This is a genomic window from Romboutsia lituseburensis DSM 797 (assembly GCF_900103615.1).
Classification (GTDB): domain Bacteria; phylum Bacillota; class Clostridia; order Peptostreptococcales; family Peptostreptococcaceae; genus Romboutsia_F; species Romboutsia_F lituseburensis.
Genome location: NZ_FNGW01000010.1, coordinates 67,194 through 87,074, shown reverse-complemented (window position 1 = coordinate 87,074; position 19,881 = coordinate 67,194). Strand labels below are relative to the sequence as shown.

Genomic DNA, 19,881 nt, shown 5'->3' with positions numbered 1-19,881 from the left:
TATTTTTGTAGTAATTTTCAATACTTTCATACTAATTTGCACAAAATATTTATGTATTATATTTTTTATTTATATGCTATTATATTAAATTATGAATAATGTTTTATAATTTATTTAAGCATAAAACAAAGGAGATGATAATTTTGATAAAAATAGGTGATTACAATAAACTAGAAGTAAAAAGAAAAACTGATTTCGGTTACTTCCTAGATGGTAAAACAAATAATACAAATGATGATATACTACTTCACAACAGATTACTTAACAAAAATACAATCAATGTAGGTGATACTGTAGATGCATTTATATACATAGACTCTGAAGGTAGAAAAGCAGCTACTCTTGTACCTACAAAGGCTAAGGTAAATGAAATTGCATACTTAAAGGTTGTTGCTCATACTAAAATCGGTAGTTTTATAGATATTGGTCTACAAAAAGATATCTTAGTTCCATTTAAGTCTAAAACATATGATTTAGAAAAAGGATGCAGATACCCTTTCTTTATATACCTAGATAAAACTGGAAGACTTGCTGCTACAACAGATATAGATAGCTACCTTACAACTGATCACGAGTATAATGTATCTGATAAAGTTTCAGGTGTAGTTTACGGTTTCCAAACTAATAATTCAGCTATGATTTGTGTAGGTAATAAATATGCTGGTGTTATCCTTCACAATGAATACTTTAGTGAACTAAAAATTGGTGATAATTTAGAAGATTTAACTGTTATAAAGATATATGAAGATGGAAAACTTGGACTTTCTCCTAGATCAGGTAGAAAAGAAGAACTTGATTCTTTAGAAACAAAAATAATGAACTACCTTGAAGGTTCAGATGGATCTATGAGATTTAACGATAAATCAACACCTGAGGAAATTAGCACAGTTTTCAATACAAGTAAGAAAAACTTTAAACGTACTCTTGGAGTATTAATGAAAAAAGGATTAATATCTCAAGACGAAAATGGTACACACATAAAATAATATCTAAAAAATGTTGGTATATAGCCAACATTTTTTTATGCTTGCTAACTTATATATATATGATAAAAGACTAGTTACTATGAGCAACTAGTCTTTATATTAACCATATTATTTTTCTAATCTTTCATATAAATCTATAAACTCTTCAGCTAATTGTTGGAAATTCATAGCATTCATAAGATGATCTTGAGCATGAACTAATATAACACTCATTTCAGTCTTATTTCCACTCGCTTCATTTTGAATTAATTCAGTTTGGAATCTATGAGCTACAACCATTCCTTCTTTAGATTTTTTTATACACTCTCTTGCTGCTTCTATGTTACCTTCTTTAGCTTCTTTTATTGCCTCAAAAGCTAATCCTTTAGCATCGCCTGCATGAGCTATTATATTAAAAGATATTTCTATTATTTTTTCATCCATATGTCAGTGCCTCCCCTGTGTAAACTAACCTCTTGTATATTTATTATACTGTGATAATATCATTTATTGAAATTGTGGTAAATACTCTTTATGAGCTTCCATCATTTCATCTAATATTGTTTTTGCTAAATCATCTGATGGTATTAAAGGATTTGTACTAAGAGCTAAAAGTGCAGCTTCATAATCTCCATAAACTGCTGCCTTAGCAGCTAAAAGTTCAAATGATTTTATTTGTCTTACTAAACCATCAACAGAATCTGGTAAATATCCTATAGATAACGGTTTCGGACCATTTTTAGTTATTATACTACTTACCTCTACAGTTTGATCATCTTTAAAGTTCCTAATTGCTCCATTATTTAAAGTATTTACAACCTGTATATCACCCTTATCATTATATATAGAGCTTATTAGATTACATGCTGCATCACTATAATATGCTCCACCCCTTTTTTCTAACTGCGGTGGTTTTATATCTAAATTTTCATCCTTATATAATTCAAATAATTGATCTTCTAATTCTTTAACTACTTGACCTCTTGCCTTTCCTTTAGCAAATTCTTGTAGTTCATCATCTAACATTTCTTTAGTCTTATAGTAGTATTTATGATAAGGACAAGGTATTACTCCTAAAGCTTTTATAAACTCTGCGTTAAAATCTATTGCTTTTATATTTTGCATAGTTATTTTAGAGTTTGTAAACTTTTCTATCGCTTCTTCTGTAACATCTTCACCATCTAAACATACATTTAAACCATATACCATATGATTAAGACCAGCAAAGTTCATTTGAATTCTTTTGCTATCTACTTCAAATTCTTTTGCTATTCCATTTTTCATGCCTATAGGCACATTACATAATCCTATATAATTTTTAAAATCTGTATATCTAAATACAGTTTCAGTTATTATTCCCGCAGGATTTGTAAAGTTTATAAGCCATGCATTAGGGCATAATTCCTGTATATCCTTAACTATATCTAGTATTACAGGAACAGTTCTTAATGCTTTGAAAAGGCCTCCGGCACCATTAGTTTCTTGACCAATCACACCATGATTTAAAGGTATACTTTCATCTTTTATTCTAGCATCTAAAAGGCCTACTCTTAATTGAGTCGTTACAAAGTCTGCATTCTTTAAAGCTTCTCTTCTATCTAATGTTAGATGTATGTCTATATCTAATCCAGCCTTTTTTATCATTCTTTTAGCAAGATTACCTACTATTTCTAGTTTTTCACGACCTGCTTCTACATCAACTAACCAAAGTTCTGATACAGGAAGTTCTTTATATCTTTTTATAAAACCTTCTACAAGTTCTGGTGTATAACTAGAACCACCACCTATTGTCACTACTTTAAGTCCTTTTTTCATAAATGCTACCATCCAATCTAAATTCTATATTCTTAATTAGCTTTTTGCTCAGCTAATTTCTTTTTTTCCATTCTTCCTTCTGCAGCTACGAATGGTAAGTATACAACAACAGAAATTAATAAGTTAACCGCTGCTAATATTCCTCCCTTTATACTTCCTGTAGCCATTATAGCTCCAAATACTGGTGGAGTTATCCAAGGTATTTTTGCCATTATAACTGGTGGTACTAAGCCTGATGATATAGACATATACGCAACAATTGAACATATAACTGGTGCTAATACAAAAGGTATCATATATATCGGATTTAATACAATTGGCATCCCAAATATCATAGGTTCACTTATGTTAAAGCATGCTGGCGGTCCACCTAAAGCTATCATATCTTTACGTCTTCTACCTGCTATTAATAGTGCTATTACCAACCCAAGTATCATACCTGAACCACCTAAGTATACAAATGCATCTAGGAAAGCTCCTGCAAATACGTGATATCCTTGAGTTGCACCTTGTGCTGCTAACTCAGCATTTTTACCACCTAATTCCATTAAAATTGGTTCTACTGCTGGAAGTGCTATATTTGCACCATGTAATCCAAATATCCATAATACATGTATAAATAATGCAACGAATATTGTTCCTCCTAATGAATCCGCTACTCCTGTTAGAGGTTTTGCTAAATATTGAGATAATAAATCATTTATAAATAATCCGCCAGATAAATTGCTTACTAATACTCCTATAATACCTATTACAAATAGCGCTATTACACCTGGTAATAATTTTGCAAAAGATCTTGATACTGCTGGTGGTACACCATCTGGCATCTTAATTGTTAACCAAGATACTTTAGATAATCTAACATATAATTCCGTAGAAACTATAGCTACTATCATTGCCGTAAATAATGCATTCGTTGAGATATATCCCCAAGGTATGAATCCCCAGCCTACTATAGCTTCAGTTGCACCTTCTGGTGTTATTGATGCTACTTGAGGAGATACTATTAAAAATGCACATAATGCTATAAGACCTGCTTGTAACTCATTTCCTTCATATGATTTCGCTAAGTAATAAGCTACTGATACTACTAAGAATAAAGACATCGCAGCAAGTGATCCCCACCATAAGTTTCCACCTAATGCCGCTATCGATTGCCCTATTGATGTATCCGTTAAAAATGCTTGATATGATTTAACGGGTAAGTTTTTTATAAGTGTTCCAAATGCACCTACCATAGTTACAGGTATCATTGCAACAAATCCATCTCTGATTGCTACTAAGTGTCTCTGCGAGCCTACTTTGGCTGCGATTGGAACTAAATATCTTTCCATGAAAGCCATTAGTTTTTCCATAATATTCCCCCACTCTCCTATTTTTTCAATAAGGTAACCTTTTCCTTACCTCTTTGTATATAATTGTAATCTAAATGTATATACATTTCAATACTTTTTTTATACTTTTCAAAATTTATTTATTATTTTATACATATTAAAAATTGTTGCAAAAATTTAGTTAAAAATATTACTAAATATAATTAAAAGTCGTATTCAAAATGAATACGACTTTTTTATTTTTACTTAGGAACTGCATTTAATGTAAGTGTATACCCATAATGATATGTATGCGAGTACTCAAAAACATCTCCATTTTGTAATTTACATACTTGAGCTATATATAATAAAGCCTCTTTTGATTCTAAATCTAATGCACTTTCAGTTTCATCATCTGATAAAACTGATGTAACTTCTCTTTCAGACATTGCAATTTTATATCCACATTCTCCTTCTATGTATTTATATAAAGAGCCATTACAATGCTCCTTTGTTAAATTTGGGAATAATTTAACAGGCATGTATGTAACCATATAAGATACTTTTTCATCGTTAGCTAATCTTACCCTTTTTATCTCCCAAACGTTATCATTTTCATCTAAGTTTAACTTTTCTTTAAGTATGTCATCAGCTTGGACTATATCTAATGCTATAACTATATTAGAAACCTTATAACCCTTATTCTCCATCTCTTTAGTAAATCCACTTATTGTTGATATATTATCATAAATATTATTTCCTATTACAATACTTCCAACACCACGTCTTCTAGTTATATAACCTCCATTAACTAAATTATTAAGTGCTGATCTAACAGTCATTCTAGTAACATTAAATCGTTCAGTTAATTGTTTTTCTGATGGTATTAAATCTCCCTCTTTTAGTTCTCCGCTTTCAATTAAGTTCATAACATAGTTTTCTATATTCTTATATATGGGTTCCTTCATAACTATCATCCCCTTTCGAATTATTTGTCTATATTTTATTTTAACGTCTCTAGTCATTTTATACTATAGTCAAAAGTATATTACAATTCGTACAAAAATTAAAGACTAGGAAAAATTAATTCTACCTAGTCTAATATTTTATAATTTTATATTCTATTAACTTTTGTTTGTTTTGCTGCTTCTTTTACTGCATTAGCCACATTTTCTACAACATTTTTATTAAATGCATTAGGTATAATATTTTCTGCTGTAATTTCTGAATCTAAAATTGTATTTGCTATTGCATATGCAGCAGCTATTTTCATTTCTTCATTTATTTCTTTTGCTCTTACATCTAAAGCTCCTCTAAATATTCCAGGAAAAGCTAAAACATTATTTACTTGATTTGGAAAATCTGAACGTCCTGTACCAACGACAAGAGCACCACCTAATTTCGCATCTTCTGGCATTATTTCAGGAATAGGATTTGCCATAGCTAATACCATAGAATCTTTAGCCATAGTTTTTACCATATCTGTTGTTAGCATATTAGGTCCTGAAACACCTATAAATATGTCTTTATCTTTTATAACATCTTTTAGTGACCCTTTTTCATTTCTTATATTCGTCACCTCAAGCATATTTCTCTGAGCCCAGTTTAAATCTTCCATATCTTCACTTATTGCACCCTGTAAATTGCAGAATATTATATTTTTCACATTCATACTTAACAGTATTTTTCCTATAGCTATACCAGCTGCTCCTGGACCATTTATCACTATTTCTAAATTTTCTACTCTTTTACCCGATAGTTTAACATAGTTTATTATAGCTGATGCTACTACTATGGCAGTACCATGTTGGTCATCATGGAATACAGGTATATCTAATTCTTTTTTTAATTTTTCTTCTACCTCAAAACATCTAGGAGAGCTTATATCTTCTAAATTTATACCTCCAAATACTGGTTCCATTAATTTAACAGTATTTACGATTTCATCTACTTCATTCGTTTTTAAGCAAATAGGAAAAGCATCTACTCCTGCAAACTCTTTGAATAATATAGCCTTACCTTCCATAACAGGTATTGATGCCTCTGCACCTATGTCACCTAGGCCTAATACCGCACTACCATCACTTACAACTGCTACCATATTTCCTTTAGAAGTATACTTGTAAACATCTTCTTTATTTTTATGTATCTCTCTACAAGGTTGTGCTACTCCTGGCGTATATGCTATAGATAAATCATCTTTATTTTCAACTCTAACTTTACTTTCTAAGCTAATTTTTCCCTTTTTATTTTCATGCATATCAAGTGCTAATTTTGAATAATCTTTATTTTGCATATTCTTCTCTCCCTTTTTCATATATGTTATTACCATAGCTGTCTATAGCTACAATTAATTGCAAATTTTCAACTTCTAATTTTCTAATAGCCTCTGAGTCTAAGTCTTCATATGCTACTATTTCACATGATTTTATAGAATTTGATATATAAGCTCCTGCTCCACCTACAGCAGCAAGATATACTGCATTATAATGCTTAATAGCTTCTATTATCTTTTCATCCCTCTTGCCTTTGCCTATCATAATTTTTAATCCTTGTTCAAGTAAAGGTATAGTTAAATCATCCATTCTATAGCTAGTTGTCGGACCTGCAGATCCAATCACTTGCCCCGGTCTACTAGGCGTAGGACCAACATAATATATCGCTTGGTCTTTTAAGTCAAAGGGTAGTTTTTGACCATTATTTATACATTGTATAATTCTTTTATGAGCTGCATCTCTAGCTGTGTAAATAGTTCCACTTAAAGATACTAAATCTCCACATATAAGATTATTTATTTTTTCTTTATTAAATGGCATTTCTATAGATATCATTAAGCTTCCCCCTTATATAATTACCTTTTTGTGTCTTGATGCATGACAATTTATATTTACTACTACTGGTAAGCCAGCTATATGAGTAGGGAATGTTTCTATATGTACAGCCAATGCTGTAGTATTTCCACCTAACCCTTGCGGACCTATCCCTAAATCATTTATCTTTTTTAATAATTCTATTTCTAATTCAGCTATATTTTCATCTTTATTATGGTTTCCTACATCCCTAAATAACGCTTTCTTAGATATTTGAGCACACTTATCAACAGTACCACCAATTCCAACTCCAACGACTATTGGCGGACAGGGATTAGGTCCAGCATCAGAAACAGCATCTATAATAAATTTCTTTACCCCATCAATTCCATCAGAAGGTTTTAGCATTTTTAATTTACTCATGTTCTCGCTGCCAAATCCTTTAGGCGCGAATTCAATAACTAACTCATCACCTTTAGTTACTTCATAATGGATTATAGCTGGTGTATTATCCTTAGTATTTATCCTACTAATTGGGTCTACCACAGATTTTCTTAAGTAACCTTCTTCATATCCTTGCCTTACGCCTTCATTTATTGCTTCTTCTATTGTATCGCCTTCAATAATTACTTGCTGACCTAGCTTTACAAAAAACACAGCCATACCTGTATCTTGACACAATGGTATATTTTTTTCCCTAGCTATCTTTGTATTATCTATTAATACTTTTAATACATTTTTTCCTAAACTACTTTCCTCTTTTTTTATACCTTCATTAATTGCATTTAATACATCATTTCCTAAATTAATGTTAGCACTGATGCAAATTTCCTTTACTTTTTTTATTATTTCATCTGACTTAATTACCCTCATACGAACATCCCCCATTATTCTTCTTATCAATATTCGTTATATTTAAACTTTAACATTTTTTACTATTTTTAACAAGCACTTATAAAGTAATAATTTATACTCTAAATATTTTATTAAAATTAATCAAAGCATAAAAATAAAAGGAGGATAGGTTCCTCCTTTTATTTTTATAGTATTATTTAACTATATCACTAAATTCGGCATTTATAAGAGATTGTAACTCTTTAGGTGATAGTTCTACTTGATGCCCAATTTTACCAGCACTAACAATTATACTATCTAATGCTATGGCACTCTCATTTATAAATGTTTTATATAACTTCTTCATTCCTATAGGAGAACATCCACCTCTTATATATCCTGTAAACTTATTTATGTCATTAACATTGATCATCTCTATACTTTTTTCATTAGCTACTTTTGCACCTTTCTTCAAATCTAGATGCTCATTTACAGGTATAACATAAACATATATGTTTTTACTAACCCCCATAGCTACCAGTGTTTTATATACTTGATTAACATCTTTTTCTATTTGATGTGCTACTTCGACTCCATCTACATGCTCACCTTTTTTAACATTATATGAATACATATTATAAGCAATTTTATTAGAGTCTAAAATTCTCATTGCATTTGTTTTTACTTTTGACACTACTATATCTCCCTTGTATATTCTTTTAACCATTCTCTTTCTTCATCATTTAAAAATGGTGCTATTTTATTATAAACCTCTTTATGATATTTATTTAAATATTCTTTTTCATCTTTTAATAACAATGTCTTGTCAACTGCATCTAAATCTATTGGTGCAAATGTTACAACTTCAAAATCCATAAACTGTCCATATTCATTTTTTTCTGATTTTCTTACTACTAATTCATTTTCTATTCTTATTCCATGTGAACCTTCTACATATACTCCTGGTTCATTAGTAGTTACCATACCTTCCTCAAGTACACAACTATCATCTCTATCAGGCACAACTCTCCATCTAAATCCGTTTGGAGATTCATGAACATTAAGCACAAATCCTATCCCATGACCTGTACCACACTTATAGTCAATACCCATATCCCATAATGGCCCTCTTGCTAATATATCTAGATTATATCCTCTGCAACCATGTAAAAATTTAGCCTTTGATAATCTAATCATTCCTCTTAAAACATTTGTAAAGTGAGTTTGAGCTTCTTGTGATATAGGTCCTAGTGCAATTGTTCTTGTTATATCTGTTGTTCCATCATAATATTGTCCACCTGAATCTACTAAGAATAAATCTTTTGCTTCTAATGTATAGTCACTTTCTTTTGTTGCGCTATAGTGCATCATAGCTGCATGTTCTTTGTAAGCCGCTATTGTTGAAAAGCTTGGTTCTATAAATTTATCTTGTTCCCTTCTAAATTGCTCTAGCTTTTCAGTTGCACTCATTTCTGTTATTTTCATTTTTTCCACATTAGTTTTTACCCAATACATAAATTTAGTAAATGCAATTCCATCTTTGATATGGCTATTTCTTATATTCTTTAACTCCACTTCATTTTTCATAGCTTTAAATAATATTGTAGGGTTAGTACTTTCTATTTTTTGAACATCTTTAGGTATATTTCTATATATTGCATAACTTACTTTAGCTGGATCTAAAAGCACTTTCTCATCATAATTAAATGATTTTACAAAATCATACACTTCACCATATGGTTTTATATGGACATTTTCTTTATGTAACTCAGATTTAATTTCATCATTTAATTTATTTTCATCTATGAATAAATAAACGTTATCTAAACCTATAACAGCATAAGAAAGAACAACAGGGTTTGATTTTATGTCTCCTCCTCTAATATTAAATATCCATGCAATATCATCTAATGATGTTATTATATGAGCAGTAGCACCTTTTTCTTTCATGGCATCTCTTACTCTGCTTAGTTTTTCAGAAAAACTCGCTCCTGTATATTCAGTACCTAATAAAAATGCTTTTTTACCTGGTAAACTAGTTCTTTCTTTCCATATATGGTCTACTAAATCATCATTATACTCTATAGTTATATTCTTAAAATGTAATTGTTTTTCTAAGTTTTCTCCCTCTTTAGCACCAATAACTTTTCCATCAAATCCTAACTTTGAATCTTTAGGCATTTTTTCAACTAAGTATTTTTCAACTGTTGGTACTCCTTCTTCTCCCATTTTAAATAATTTTATATCACTACCATTTAACTCATTTTCTGCTTGTATAAAATATCGTCCATCAGTCCATAACCCAGCTTCATCTAAAGTTACAACCAAAGTTCCTGCAGATCCTGTAAACCCTGACATAAACTGTCTAGATTTAAAGTATTCACCTACATATTCACTTTGATGATAATCTGCTGATGGTATTATGTATGCATATATTTTTTTTTGCTTCATCAATTCTCTTAATTTTTCTATTCTTGTTTTTATCATAATTTAGCCCTCCTCTAATTCATTTACAATATTATTATAGCCTATTTTTTATCTCATCTATCAAATTAATATAATCTATATACTATTTTCAATCAATTCTTTGTTAAATTTTGATTTATCATTAAAAAAAAGTTTTGATACGGTAGGTGTTTCACCTAATATATTTATATTATCAGATAAATATATAGCTTCTTCAATGTCATGTGTAACAAATATTACAGTTCTTTTTTCCTTTTGTATAATAGTTTTAAAAATATTCATTATTTGCTTTTTGCTTGAAATATCTATAGATTTAAATGGTTCATCCATTATAATTATTTGAGATGGATATACAAATGCTCTTGCAATATTAGCTCTTTGCCTAGTTCCACCACTCAACATTTGAGGATAATATTCTTTATATTCATAAATGCCTACTTCTTTTAAGTATTTTTTACATATATTTTCTCTATCTGATTTTTTATAATTATTTTTTAGTACTAAATTAATGTTATCTTCAATTGTTATCCAGTCTATAAGCCTATCTTCTTGAAATATATAACTTATTTGCATATCTTCTATTTCACTATAAAGTTCAGTATCATTTTTTATTATTTTGCTAAGTATATTTAAAAGAGTACTCTTTCCACAACCTGATTTGCCCAATATACAATTTACTTTATTTTTATATAAAGTTATTTCAAAATCTTTAAATACTACTTTTTCATTATAGGATTTATTTATATTTTTTATAGTTAAACTTATCTCTTCCATATAAAAGTTCTCCTTAGTATAAGCTTTTGTAATATTTCTAGTGCTCCAGATATTATAATTACGATTATCAACCATGCAAATATACCAGGTGTATTGAAATTAACTTTTTCTAATTGTATCATACTCCCAATTCCATAATCTGGCTGTCCATATACTTCTCCTGCTATAACAACCTTTAATCCTAATGACATAGTAGATACTATTATAGTAGCTAATCTAAACTTTATAGACGGTAAATAAATTTTAATAATTTTATCTTTTAAATCTAATTTATAAACATTAGACATCTCTAATAAAGTTTTATCAATTGAACTTAAAGCTCCTAAAATATTTTCATATAATATAGGAAATACAACTAATACACCTACAATATAAGGAGCATTATCCTTATCAAACCATATAAGTGCAAGTACAACCAAAATCATCATAGGTACTGATTGTATAATCATATTTATAGGCCTAAAAAAATTTCTAATAACTCTGCTTATATATCCTGAAACACCTATAAGCATAGCTATAAATAAAGAAATTAAAATACTAACTATAGTTCTTTTTATAGTCATGAATATGTTTATAAAAAATCCAGTTTCTAATATTAAATTATTTAAGGATTTAAAAACCTGGCCTAGTGTTGGTATATAAATTTCATTATTTATAAATAAAGCAATACATTCCCATAAAAATAAGAGGATAGTACATGAAAGTACTACCTCTACAATATTTTTGCCTAATTTATTTTTCAGTAAAGTAAATGCCTTCATCAGGTATCTTTCCTCCTAAAGACTTTTCATCAAAATTCATTAACTTACTATAATAATCTTTATAGTCTTGTTGTGAATTATGTATTTTTATAAATTTTAAATTAGATCTTTCTAATGACTTAGTTATTGTATCTGGTTGAATTGATGCTCCAATTTCCTTAGCATATTCTCCTGCCTTTTCTCCATTTTTATTTGCCCAATCAATACTATTTGATACTTGACCTAAAAATGCATTTATAAACTCTTCATTTTCTTTGACAAAACTTGATTTTACTATTATTGTGGATTGAGGATATCCATTTTCCGATTTATTGATTTCCTTCCAAGTATCATTTAAGCCTTTTATTATTTTTATTTTTGGATTTTTTTCAATCAATGTTGTTAGTGCTGGCTCTGGCACAAATCCTGTAGTTGCTTTCCCTGTTGCCAATAAAGGAACTAGTTCGTTTGTCGTATTTACATAATTAAAATCAATACTTTCTTCACTTATGCCTTTATCTTTAAGTATACTCTTTACTGTTAAATCAGGTGTAAGGCCTTTTCCTGTATTCCAAACATCTTTACCTACTAATTCATCAAAATCATTTATATTTTCTGTAGAAACAAGGTAAAATGATCCACATCCTACTGTTCCTGCAATTTGATAATTAGATGTTTTGTTATAAGCTATAGCAGCCATATTTGATGGAACTATAGCTATATCGGCTTCTTCTTTCATTATAGATGTTGATAGTGTCTCTGGTGTTTTTTCTATTGAATAATTTATATTATAACCTTCTTTTATAATTGTTTTTTCTTTAGCTAATTTCGATATCGCTATAGTAGGTAATCCGTCTGATGTAATAATATTAACATCTTTAGCTACTACTGTATTCTTATTTTCTGTTGATACTTTTTCTACATTAGTACAACCTGTAAAAATCATAGTCCCTAAAACTATAGATAGAATAGTCGGTATAAACTTTTTCATATTTTTATTCCCCCTCTAAATTACTATAATCTAATAATTTCTTTAAATTTAGTGAATTTTCCTTCTTTTTATTTATATTTTTATTTATTAGCAAGCCTCTAATTATAAATATATGAATCCTAAAAGTATTTATTGTATGAATTTAGCTATAAAAACAAAAAAGAAGCTATTTCAAAATTGAAATAGCTTCTTTGTATATGAATTTTAAATAGTATATATCTGGCGTTTTAATTATATAAATGGATTATAGAATCTTGATCCATTTATTTTTACCATTGCTACCGCTACGAATAGCAATAGTATTAATATTGTTATTGCTAAATAATCTTGTTTTTCAAATCTTCTTATATTAAACCATGTACGCTTTTTATTATTTCCAAAAGCTCTTAACTCCATAGCTAGACTTATTTTATCAATTCTCTCTAAACTTGAGAATATTAAAGGCATAAGTATTGCTGCTGAATTCTTAATTCTTTTAATTAGTTTTTCATTTTTTGATAAATCTATACCTCTTGCTTGTTGAGCAAATGCTATATCTTTATAATCTCTTTGTACATCTGGTATATATCTAAGCGCTATAGATACTGTATATGCAGCCTTATAACTTACACCAAGTTTATTTAGAGATGCAGCAAACTCACTTGGATCTGTTGTAAGTATAAACAGTAATGCCATTGGTATTGTTGCAAAGTATTTTAGTACTACATTTAGTTCATAAAATAACTGTTCCTTAGTTAAAGTATAAGGTCCTATAAGGTGAACTAAATCATGTCTAGTTCCATATATATCTACTCCTTGATAAGGTGCAAATAAAAATATCAATAATGTATTTAAAAATAAGAAAAATAGAATAAAATAAAGTACAAATGAAATTTCTTTAAATTCTATTTTAGATAATTTAAACACTATAATACCTATTATAAATAGACCTACTAAAACTCTTGTATCATATGTTATCATTGCTGTTATTGTCCAAAGTAAGAAACAAATTAACTTAGTAGCTCCTGTTAACTTATGAATAGGTGAGTCTTTTTTTATATATGATAACATTTCTGCATTCATATTTATCTTACCCTCCTATCATAATCTATAAATTTATTTACAAATTCAATGCTATTATCTATATTACATTTTTTAGCTAATTCATGAAGTGAAGTTTCTTTTAAATTAGCTTTTTGTATTATTTCATTATTAGTTAAAATATTTGTAGCACTATCATCTGCTATTTTTTCTCCATTTGATAAAACAATTACATTATTAGTATACTCTAGCATAAGATGCATATCATGAGTTACCATTATAACTGTTACACCTTTTTTATTTAAATCTATTAAAAATTCCATTATTTCAGTGTAATGTTTAAAATCTTGTCCAGCTGTTGGTTCATCTAGTATTATTACTTCTGGATTTAGTACTAAGATAGCCGCTATAGTTACTCTTTTCTTTTGACCAAAACTTAGTGCTGATATTGGCCAATTTCTATGACCATATAATCCACAAGTTTTTAAAACATTATGAACTCTTTCTGTTATTTGATTTTCATCTACGCCTCTTATTTTTAATCCAAACGCGACTTCATCAAAAACCTTAGTTTTAGATATCATTTGATTCGGATTTTGCATAACAAATCCTATCTTTTCTGAACGAGATTTTATAGATTCAGTTTCTATATCTTTTCCATCAAATAATATTTTTCCACTAGTTGGTTTATAAAAACCACAAATTAATTTAGATACAGTAGATTTTCCTGCACCATTCCTTCCAACAATACTCACCATATCACCTTTATTAATTTTAAATGATACATCCTTTAGTATTTGCTTTTCTTGTGAATATGAGAAACTGACATCTTGTAATTCTAGTATTGTATCGCATTTTTTTTGCTTTTCAGATATTGTCGTGATTTCAAACCACTCTTTTACTTTAGATTTGCAGTTCTCTATATTTAAAGTTTTTACACTTTTTGGAGACATTTCAGGATTTATATCACATCCAGCATATCTTAATGCTGTTATATATAAAGGTTCTCTAACACCTACAACTCCTAATTTATTACTTGATAAAAGTTCATCGGGTGTAGTATCACAAATAATACATCCATTGTCCATTACAACGATTCTATCAACATCACAATGAAGTACATCTTCTAATCTATGCTCTATTATTACTACTGTTTTATTATCTTGTTTTTGTATATTATCTATAAGCTCCATAGCTCCTTTTCCTGTTGCAGGATCTAAACTTGCTAGTGGCTCATCAAATAATAAAACCTTAACGTCATCAACTGTAACTCCAGCTAAAGTTACTCTTTGCTTTTGACCTCCAGACAATCTATACGGTGATGATTGTAATTCTTCATCTATATCTACTAATCTAGCTGATTTTTCAACCTTTTCTTTCATTTTTTTTTGTTCAACACAATAATTTTCAAGTTTAAAGGCTATATCTTCACCTACTGTAAGACCTATAAATTGACTATCTGGATCCTGTAATACAGTTCCTACTATTTTAGATAATTCAAATATATTTTTTGTTCTTATATCTTGTTCATTAATTTTTAATTCTCCACTCATATCTCCTCTATAATAAAATGGAACTAATCCATTTAAACAATGAGCTAAGGTGCTTTTACCTGATCCAGATGGACCAACTATAAGAACTTTTTCTCCTTCATAGATAGTTAAGTTTATATCTTTTAATGTTGGTTCTGCTTGAACTCTATATTTAAAATTAAAATTTTTGAATTCTATTATCTTTTTTCTCATAAAACCCTCCTTTCATATATTAAATATACACATTTTAAATTACTCTTCTATTCTTAAGCTTCCGCTCTTCATTTTAGTTTTAGAATATGTTAATAAAATTAAAGTTCCTAAAATTCCAATTGTTATCATATTCGAAATTCCACCTATTGCACCTTGCAAATATACTTTATTTGCTGGTTCTGCATATATCACAATATCCAATGTTGGTGCAACTCCAAACCATGCTATTACATTAGCAATTATTTGAGTTATATTAAAAATTATAATTTCTTTTAAAGCAAACTCACCATCATTGACTTTAATTTTTTTATATACCAATCCTATAATTAAGCCTACTATAGCAGATGATATAACCCAGCTAAACCACGGCATACCATAAAATACCAAATCTTTTAATCCATGACCAATAAGTCCAATTAAAAATCCAGCGCAAGGGCCATATAGTATAGCCATTAATGCTAAGTATGCATATGCTGTTTCTATATTAGTATTTGGTATACCACTAGGTATAGAGCCAAATCTACCTAATATCATAAATACAGCAGATCCTATTCCTATTGCAACTATTGTTTTTATTGAAAGTTTATTATTATTCATATTTACACCTCTCTATTTTAGATGTATAGATTACATTTTTTTAATTTATGCACAAATTTTAGTATAAATCTTAAGACGAAAAATGTCAATAATGGTCGACTATATGGTAATTAAAAATAGCAAACAACATCAGCTTGATATTGTTTGCTATTTATTATTTTAAATTATCTTTTTTTCTTTTTTATAGGCTTAGCATTTTTATTACTTTTTGGTTTAAAAGTACTTTTATCCTTATTGGTATTATTACTTCTATTACCTGTTTTACGTCCTGAAGAATTACTTCTCGAATCATTTCCTTTTGAGTTGTTATTCTTTTTCTTTCCTGAAGATACTCTATTTGCGTAAGGTCTAACATCTTTAGGTTTTATTAAGCATCTATGGCCAAGACCTATTAAATCTTCTCTACCTGCTTCAACAAGTGCAGCATGTACTAAGTCATAATTTCTAGGTGCTTTATATTGAAGTAATGCTCTTTGCATAGCTTTTTCATGCTTTGACTTTGGAACATATACAGGTTTCATTGTAAGAGGGTCTAATCCTGTATAGAACATTGTTGTAGATAATGTTCCTGGAGTAGGATAGAAATCCTGTACTTGTTCTGGCTGATAATTTGTATCTCTTAAATATTCAGCTAATTCTATTGCACTATTTAATGTAGAACCTGGATGAGATGACATTAAATAAGGAATTATATATTGTTGCTTTCCTAATTGTTCATTTATAGCAAAGAATTTTTGTCTAAACTTATCATATGTGTTTCCTGCTGGTTTTTGCATATATTGTAAAACTTCTTCAGCCACATGTTCTGGTGCAACTTTTAGTTGACCACTTACATGGTGCTCTATTAGCTCTCTAAGGAATTTATTATCCTTATCTGCCATTATATAATCATATCTAAGTCCTGAACGTACAAATACTTTCTTTATATCAGGAAGCTTTCTTAATTTTCTTAGTAATTGTAAATATTCACTATGATCTACATCTAAATTTTTACATGGTTCTGGATGTAAACATTGTTTGTTTTTACAAGCTCCTAAACCTTCTGTTATTTGTTTTTTACATGCTGCTTTTCTAAAGTTTGCTGTTGGTCCTCCAACATCATGTATATATCCCTTAAAATCAGGTAGAGTAGTTATATACTTAGCTTCCTCTATTATAGAGTTTTGACTTCTACTTTGAACAGCTCTTCCTTGATGGAATGTTATTGCACAGAAAGAACAACTTCCAAAACATCCTCTAGAACTAACAATACTAAATTTAACTTCTTCTATTGCTGGTATACCACCATCTTTTTTATATGTTGGGTGATATGTCTTTTGATAAGGAAGATTATATACTTCATCTAATTGTGCTCTAGTTAAAGGCGTTTCTGGCTTATTTTGAACCACATATTTATCTGCATGCTTTTGAACGATGGCTTTACCTCTAAATGGATCTTGCTCATCATATTGTACTTTAAAAGCTTTTGCATATTTAACTTTATCATCACAAACTTCTTTATATGATGGTATTAAAACATAATCATCGTATATTTCATCTAAAGTATCCGCTACATAGCATGTTCCATTTATATGTCTTATATATTTAGGATCAAATCCATCATTTAGAGCATTTGCAACTTCTACAATTTGCTTTTCACTCATACCATATACTAACATATCTGCACCACTATCTATCAGCATAGATTTTCTTACTTTATCACTCCAATAATCATAATGTGCAAATCTTCTTAAACTAGCTTCTATACCACCTATTATTACTGGTACATTTTTATATGCTTCTCTTATCTTATTACAATATACTATTGTTGCTCTATCAGGTCTAAGACCCATTTTCCCACCTGGAGAATACATATCTTTTTCTCTATGCTTCTTACTTACCGAATAATGGTTGACCATAGAGTCCATATTTCCACCATTAACTAAAAATCCTAATCTAGGTCTTCCTAGCTTCATAAAGTCATCTGTACTTTTCCAGTCAGGTTGTGCTATTATTCCCACCTTATATCCTGCGTTTTCTAAAACTCTTGATATTATAGCAGTTCCAAAACTATGATGGTCAACATATGCGTCTCCTGTTACTAAGACGAAATCTAGTTCTTCCCATCCTCTATCTATCATATCTTGTTTACATATTGGTAAAAACTTATTTTCCATTTTATCACCTGCTTAATCTATTGTTATTTATTATATCCTAACTATTTAAAAGAATAACTTAACTTAATTTTTATAGTAAGATTTAATTATAACACTAATTATATTCTTTTTTCATCACTATTTAAGTATTATACACCTTAATTTATATAAAAAAACAAAAGTTTATAAATACTTACAGAATTTTTAGGCCAAATATATTTTTAATAAAAAAAGTATCTAAAATTAATAGTTACTATTACAATTAGATACTTTACTCATTTTTACATTATATCAATTTTATTACGATACCTTATTATTTGATATTTTGAAGTCGTAGTCCCTTATTTTATATTTACTCCATTCAAACTCTGCAAACATTGCCAATGCGCTTATATTTAATCCTATAGAAATAAGAAGTAATAAATCTAAAATATTAAATATCATATCAAATTTAAATATAGCTAATACTGAACCCATGAACACAAGAATTATATAAATGATATTATTCTTGTATTTGCTATTATCAAGTATATTATTTAAAAGAAAATACCCACCTAATAAGGTTGTCATTCCTGACAATACTATAAATATAAATAATATCATAAATCCAAAATTTCCAGTTACGCTTATAACCGTTTCAAAATAAGATACTAATTTATATACACCTTTAGCCGACAAACTTATTGTTCCTTCATTCATACCATATGATGCTATATATGACGTTACTATAATAGATACTACTACCAATGTCATAGTTAATGTTAAAGATATAAAACCTGCTACTCTAGGGCTAGCCTCTGATTTTGATGCAGCCATAGCTAATGTTCCTAATCCAGGCTCAGCTATTTGTATGACTCTTTGCATACCAAATATAAGGCCTAATGGTATTCCAAATAGTATTGATGTTGGATTTTTAAAACCAACAATCATTCTTTCTATGAATGTTGGAATATAATGAGCTGTTTTTAATGTAAACAATCCAAAGAATACAAAGTAAAATGCTATCGCAACTAGAATCATACCTATCATACTTTTTATAAATATTTTTTCTCTTTTATTAAATATAACGATAGATACTATTCCTATAATTGGAATAACTATATATATATACCTTTGGATTGGTGACAATTCTATATTGCTTACTTTATCAAGGGCTGTAATCATTATTGCATCTATTCCTGTGAATTGAACACCTCCTATTGCAAAAACATAAAGAAATATCAATGAAAGTACATACATTTCTCCTGCATTCTTTGATATAAATTTGCCTATATACTCTCTAGGAGACAAATTTACAATCTTTGCAATCAAAGTCTCACAGTATGAAATTGGTATCAATACAATCGATCCAATTAACGCCCAAATTGCCACAGCTTCTACATATATTTGCCCACTAATTGAAAGTTTGCTAAGAGCACCTAAAAAACCTATTATAGTCCCTGTCCCCACCATTGCTCCTAATGTTACAGATGTTTGAGGTATTATATATTTAAAGTTCAACTTACTTCTTTCAGTTGTAAGATGCCTTATATTGAAAATCACTTGAACACTTACATAAATACCCACTAAGATTAAAAATGGTATAAAAACTGGCCATGCTATATTTGATATTATTCTTAGTAGTTCTTCTATTTCTAGTATAAGATTTTCCATCCCCTATATATCTCCTTTATTCT

The 19,881-nt window shown here is 28.9% G+C and carries 18 protein-coding genes; 1 reads left to right on the top strand and 17 read right to left on the bottom strand.

Annotation, left to right across the window (positions count from 1 at the left end):
• The first annotated feature begins 143 nt into the window (after nt 1-143).
• Nucleotides 144-986, top strand: a complete 843-nt coding sequence (locus BLP75_RS15260) for a CvfB family protein (protein ID WP_092727400.1) — start codon at nt 144-146, stop codon at nt 984-986.
• Between the two features lie 108 nt (nt 987-1,094).
• Here BLP75_RS15260 and BLP75_RS15255 read toward each other — a convergent pair whose 3' ends face one another.
• From BLP75_RS15255 to BLP75_RS15175, 17 genes are all read right to left on the bottom strand, one after another.
• Nucleotides 1,095-1,409 carry a PTS lactose/cellobiose transporter subunit IIA gene (locus BLP75_RS15255; RefSeq protein WP_092727399.1) on the bottom strand — a complete coding sequence of 105 codons (315 nt, stop codon included), beginning with the start codon at nt 1,407-1,409 and terminating at the stop codon, nt 1,095-1,097.
• 63 nt (nt 1,410-1,472) lie between these two features.
• Nucleotides 1,473-2,780: a 6-phospho-beta-glucosidase gene (locus BLP75_RS15250; protein ID WP_092727398.1), complete on the bottom strand. Its 1,308-nt coding sequence runs from the start codon at nt 2,778-2,780 to the stop codon at nt 1,473-1,475.
• 32 nt (nt 2,781-2,812) lie between these two features.
• The gene (locus tag BLP75_RS15245) at nt 2,813-4,135 is read right to left on the bottom strand and encodes a PTS sugar transporter subunit IIC (protein ID WP_092727397.1); all 1,323 of its coding nucleotides are present in this window, start codon (nt 4,133-4,135) and stop codon (nt 2,813-2,815) included.
• Between the two features lie 221 nt (nt 4,136-4,356).
• Nucleotides 4,357-5,061, bottom strand: a complete 705-nt coding sequence (locus tag BLP75_RS15240; RefSeq protein WP_092727396.1) for a GntR family transcriptional regulator — start codon at nt 5,059-5,061, stop codon at nt 4,357-4,359.
• Between the two features lie 146 nt (nt 5,062-5,207).
• On the bottom strand, nt 5,208-6,389 hold the full coding sequence (locus tag BLP75_RS15235; RefSeq protein WP_092727395.1) for an NAD(P)-dependent malic enzyme: 1,182 nt from the start codon (nt 6,387-6,389) through the stop codon (nt 5,208-5,210).
• A complete protein-coding gene (locus BLP75_RS15230) occupies nt 6,379-6,924 on the bottom strand; it encodes a Fe-S-containing hydro-lyase (protein WP_092727394.1) in 546 nt (181 codons plus the stop codon). The genes BLP75_RS15235 and BLP75_RS15230 overlap by 11 nt, the downstream gene beginning before the upstream one ends.
• A gap of 12 nt (nt 6,925-6,936) precedes the next feature.
• Nucleotides 6,937-7,776 (bottom strand): fumarate hydratase, encoded by an 840-nt coding sequence (locus BLP75_RS15225; RefSeq protein WP_092727393.1) that lies wholly within the window; start codon nt 7,774-7,776, stop codon nt 6,937-6,939.
• Between the two features lie 175 nt (nt 7,777-7,951).
• Entirely contained in the window at nt 7,952-8,464 is a 513-nt protein-coding gene (gene ybaK, locus BLP75_RS15220; protein ID WP_092727392.1) for a Cys-tRNA(Pro) deacylase, read from the bottom strand.
• Nucleotides 8,434-10,227, bottom strand: a complete 1,794-nt coding sequence (locus tag BLP75_RS15215; protein WP_092727391.1) for an aminopeptidase P family protein — start codon at nt 10,225-10,227, stop codon at nt 8,434-8,436. The genes ybaK and BLP75_RS15215 overlap by 31 nt, the downstream gene beginning before the upstream one ends.
• 72 nt (nt 10,228-10,299) lie before the next feature.
• Nucleotides 10,300-10,977 (bottom strand): ATP-binding cassette domain-containing protein, encoded by a 678-nt coding sequence (locus tag BLP75_RS15210; protein ID WP_092727390.1) that lies wholly within the window; start codon nt 10,975-10,977, stop codon nt 10,300-10,302.
• Nucleotides 10,965-11,738 (bottom strand): ABC transporter permease, encoded by a 774-nt coding sequence (locus tag BLP75_RS15205; RefSeq protein WP_092727389.1) that lies wholly within the window; start codon nt 11,736-11,738, stop codon nt 10,965-10,967. Before BLP75_RS15205 ends, BLP75_RS15210 begins: the two co-directional genes overlap by 13 nt.
• Nucleotides 11,710-12,708, bottom strand: coding sequence for an ABC transporter substrate-binding protein (locus BLP75_RS15200; RefSeq protein ID WP_092727388.1), 999 nt, complete (start codon nt 12,706-12,708; stop codon nt 11,710-11,712). The genes BLP75_RS15205 and BLP75_RS15200 overlap by 29 nt, the downstream gene beginning before the upstream one ends.
• Nucleotides 12,709-12,939: 231 nt before the next feature.
• Nucleotides 12,940-13,770 (bottom strand): energy-coupling factor transporter transmembrane component T family protein, encoded by an 831-nt coding sequence (locus BLP75_RS15195; protein ID WP_092727387.1) that lies wholly within the window; start codon nt 13,768-13,770, stop codon nt 12,940-12,942.
• 2 nt (nt 13,771-13,772) lie between these two features.
• Nucleotides 13,773-15,473 (bottom strand): ABC transporter ATP-binding protein, encoded by a 1,701-nt coding sequence (locus BLP75_RS15190; RefSeq protein ID WP_092727386.1) that lies wholly within the window; start codon nt 15,471-15,473, stop codon nt 13,773-13,775.
• 39 nt (nt 15,474-15,512) lie between these two features.
• A complete protein-coding gene (locus tag BLP75_RS15185; RefSeq protein ID WP_092727385.1) occupies nt 15,513-16,070 on the bottom strand; it encodes an ECF-type riboflavin transporter substrate-binding protein in 558 nt (185 codons plus the stop codon).
• Between the two features lie 164 nt (nt 16,071-16,234).
• Nucleotides 16,235-18,226: a YgiQ family radical SAM protein gene (locus tag BLP75_RS15180; protein WP_092727384.1), complete on the bottom strand. Its 1,992-nt coding sequence runs from the start codon at nt 18,224-18,226 to the stop codon at nt 16,235-16,237.
• A 279-nt stretch (nt 18,227-18,505) separates the two neighbouring features.
• Nucleotides 18,506-19,858 (bottom strand): hypothetical protein, encoded by a 1,353-nt coding sequence (locus BLP75_RS15175; RefSeq protein WP_092727383.1) that lies wholly within the window; start codon nt 19,856-19,858, stop codon nt 18,506-18,508.
• Between the last annotated feature and the right edge of the window lie 23 nt (nt 19,859-19,881).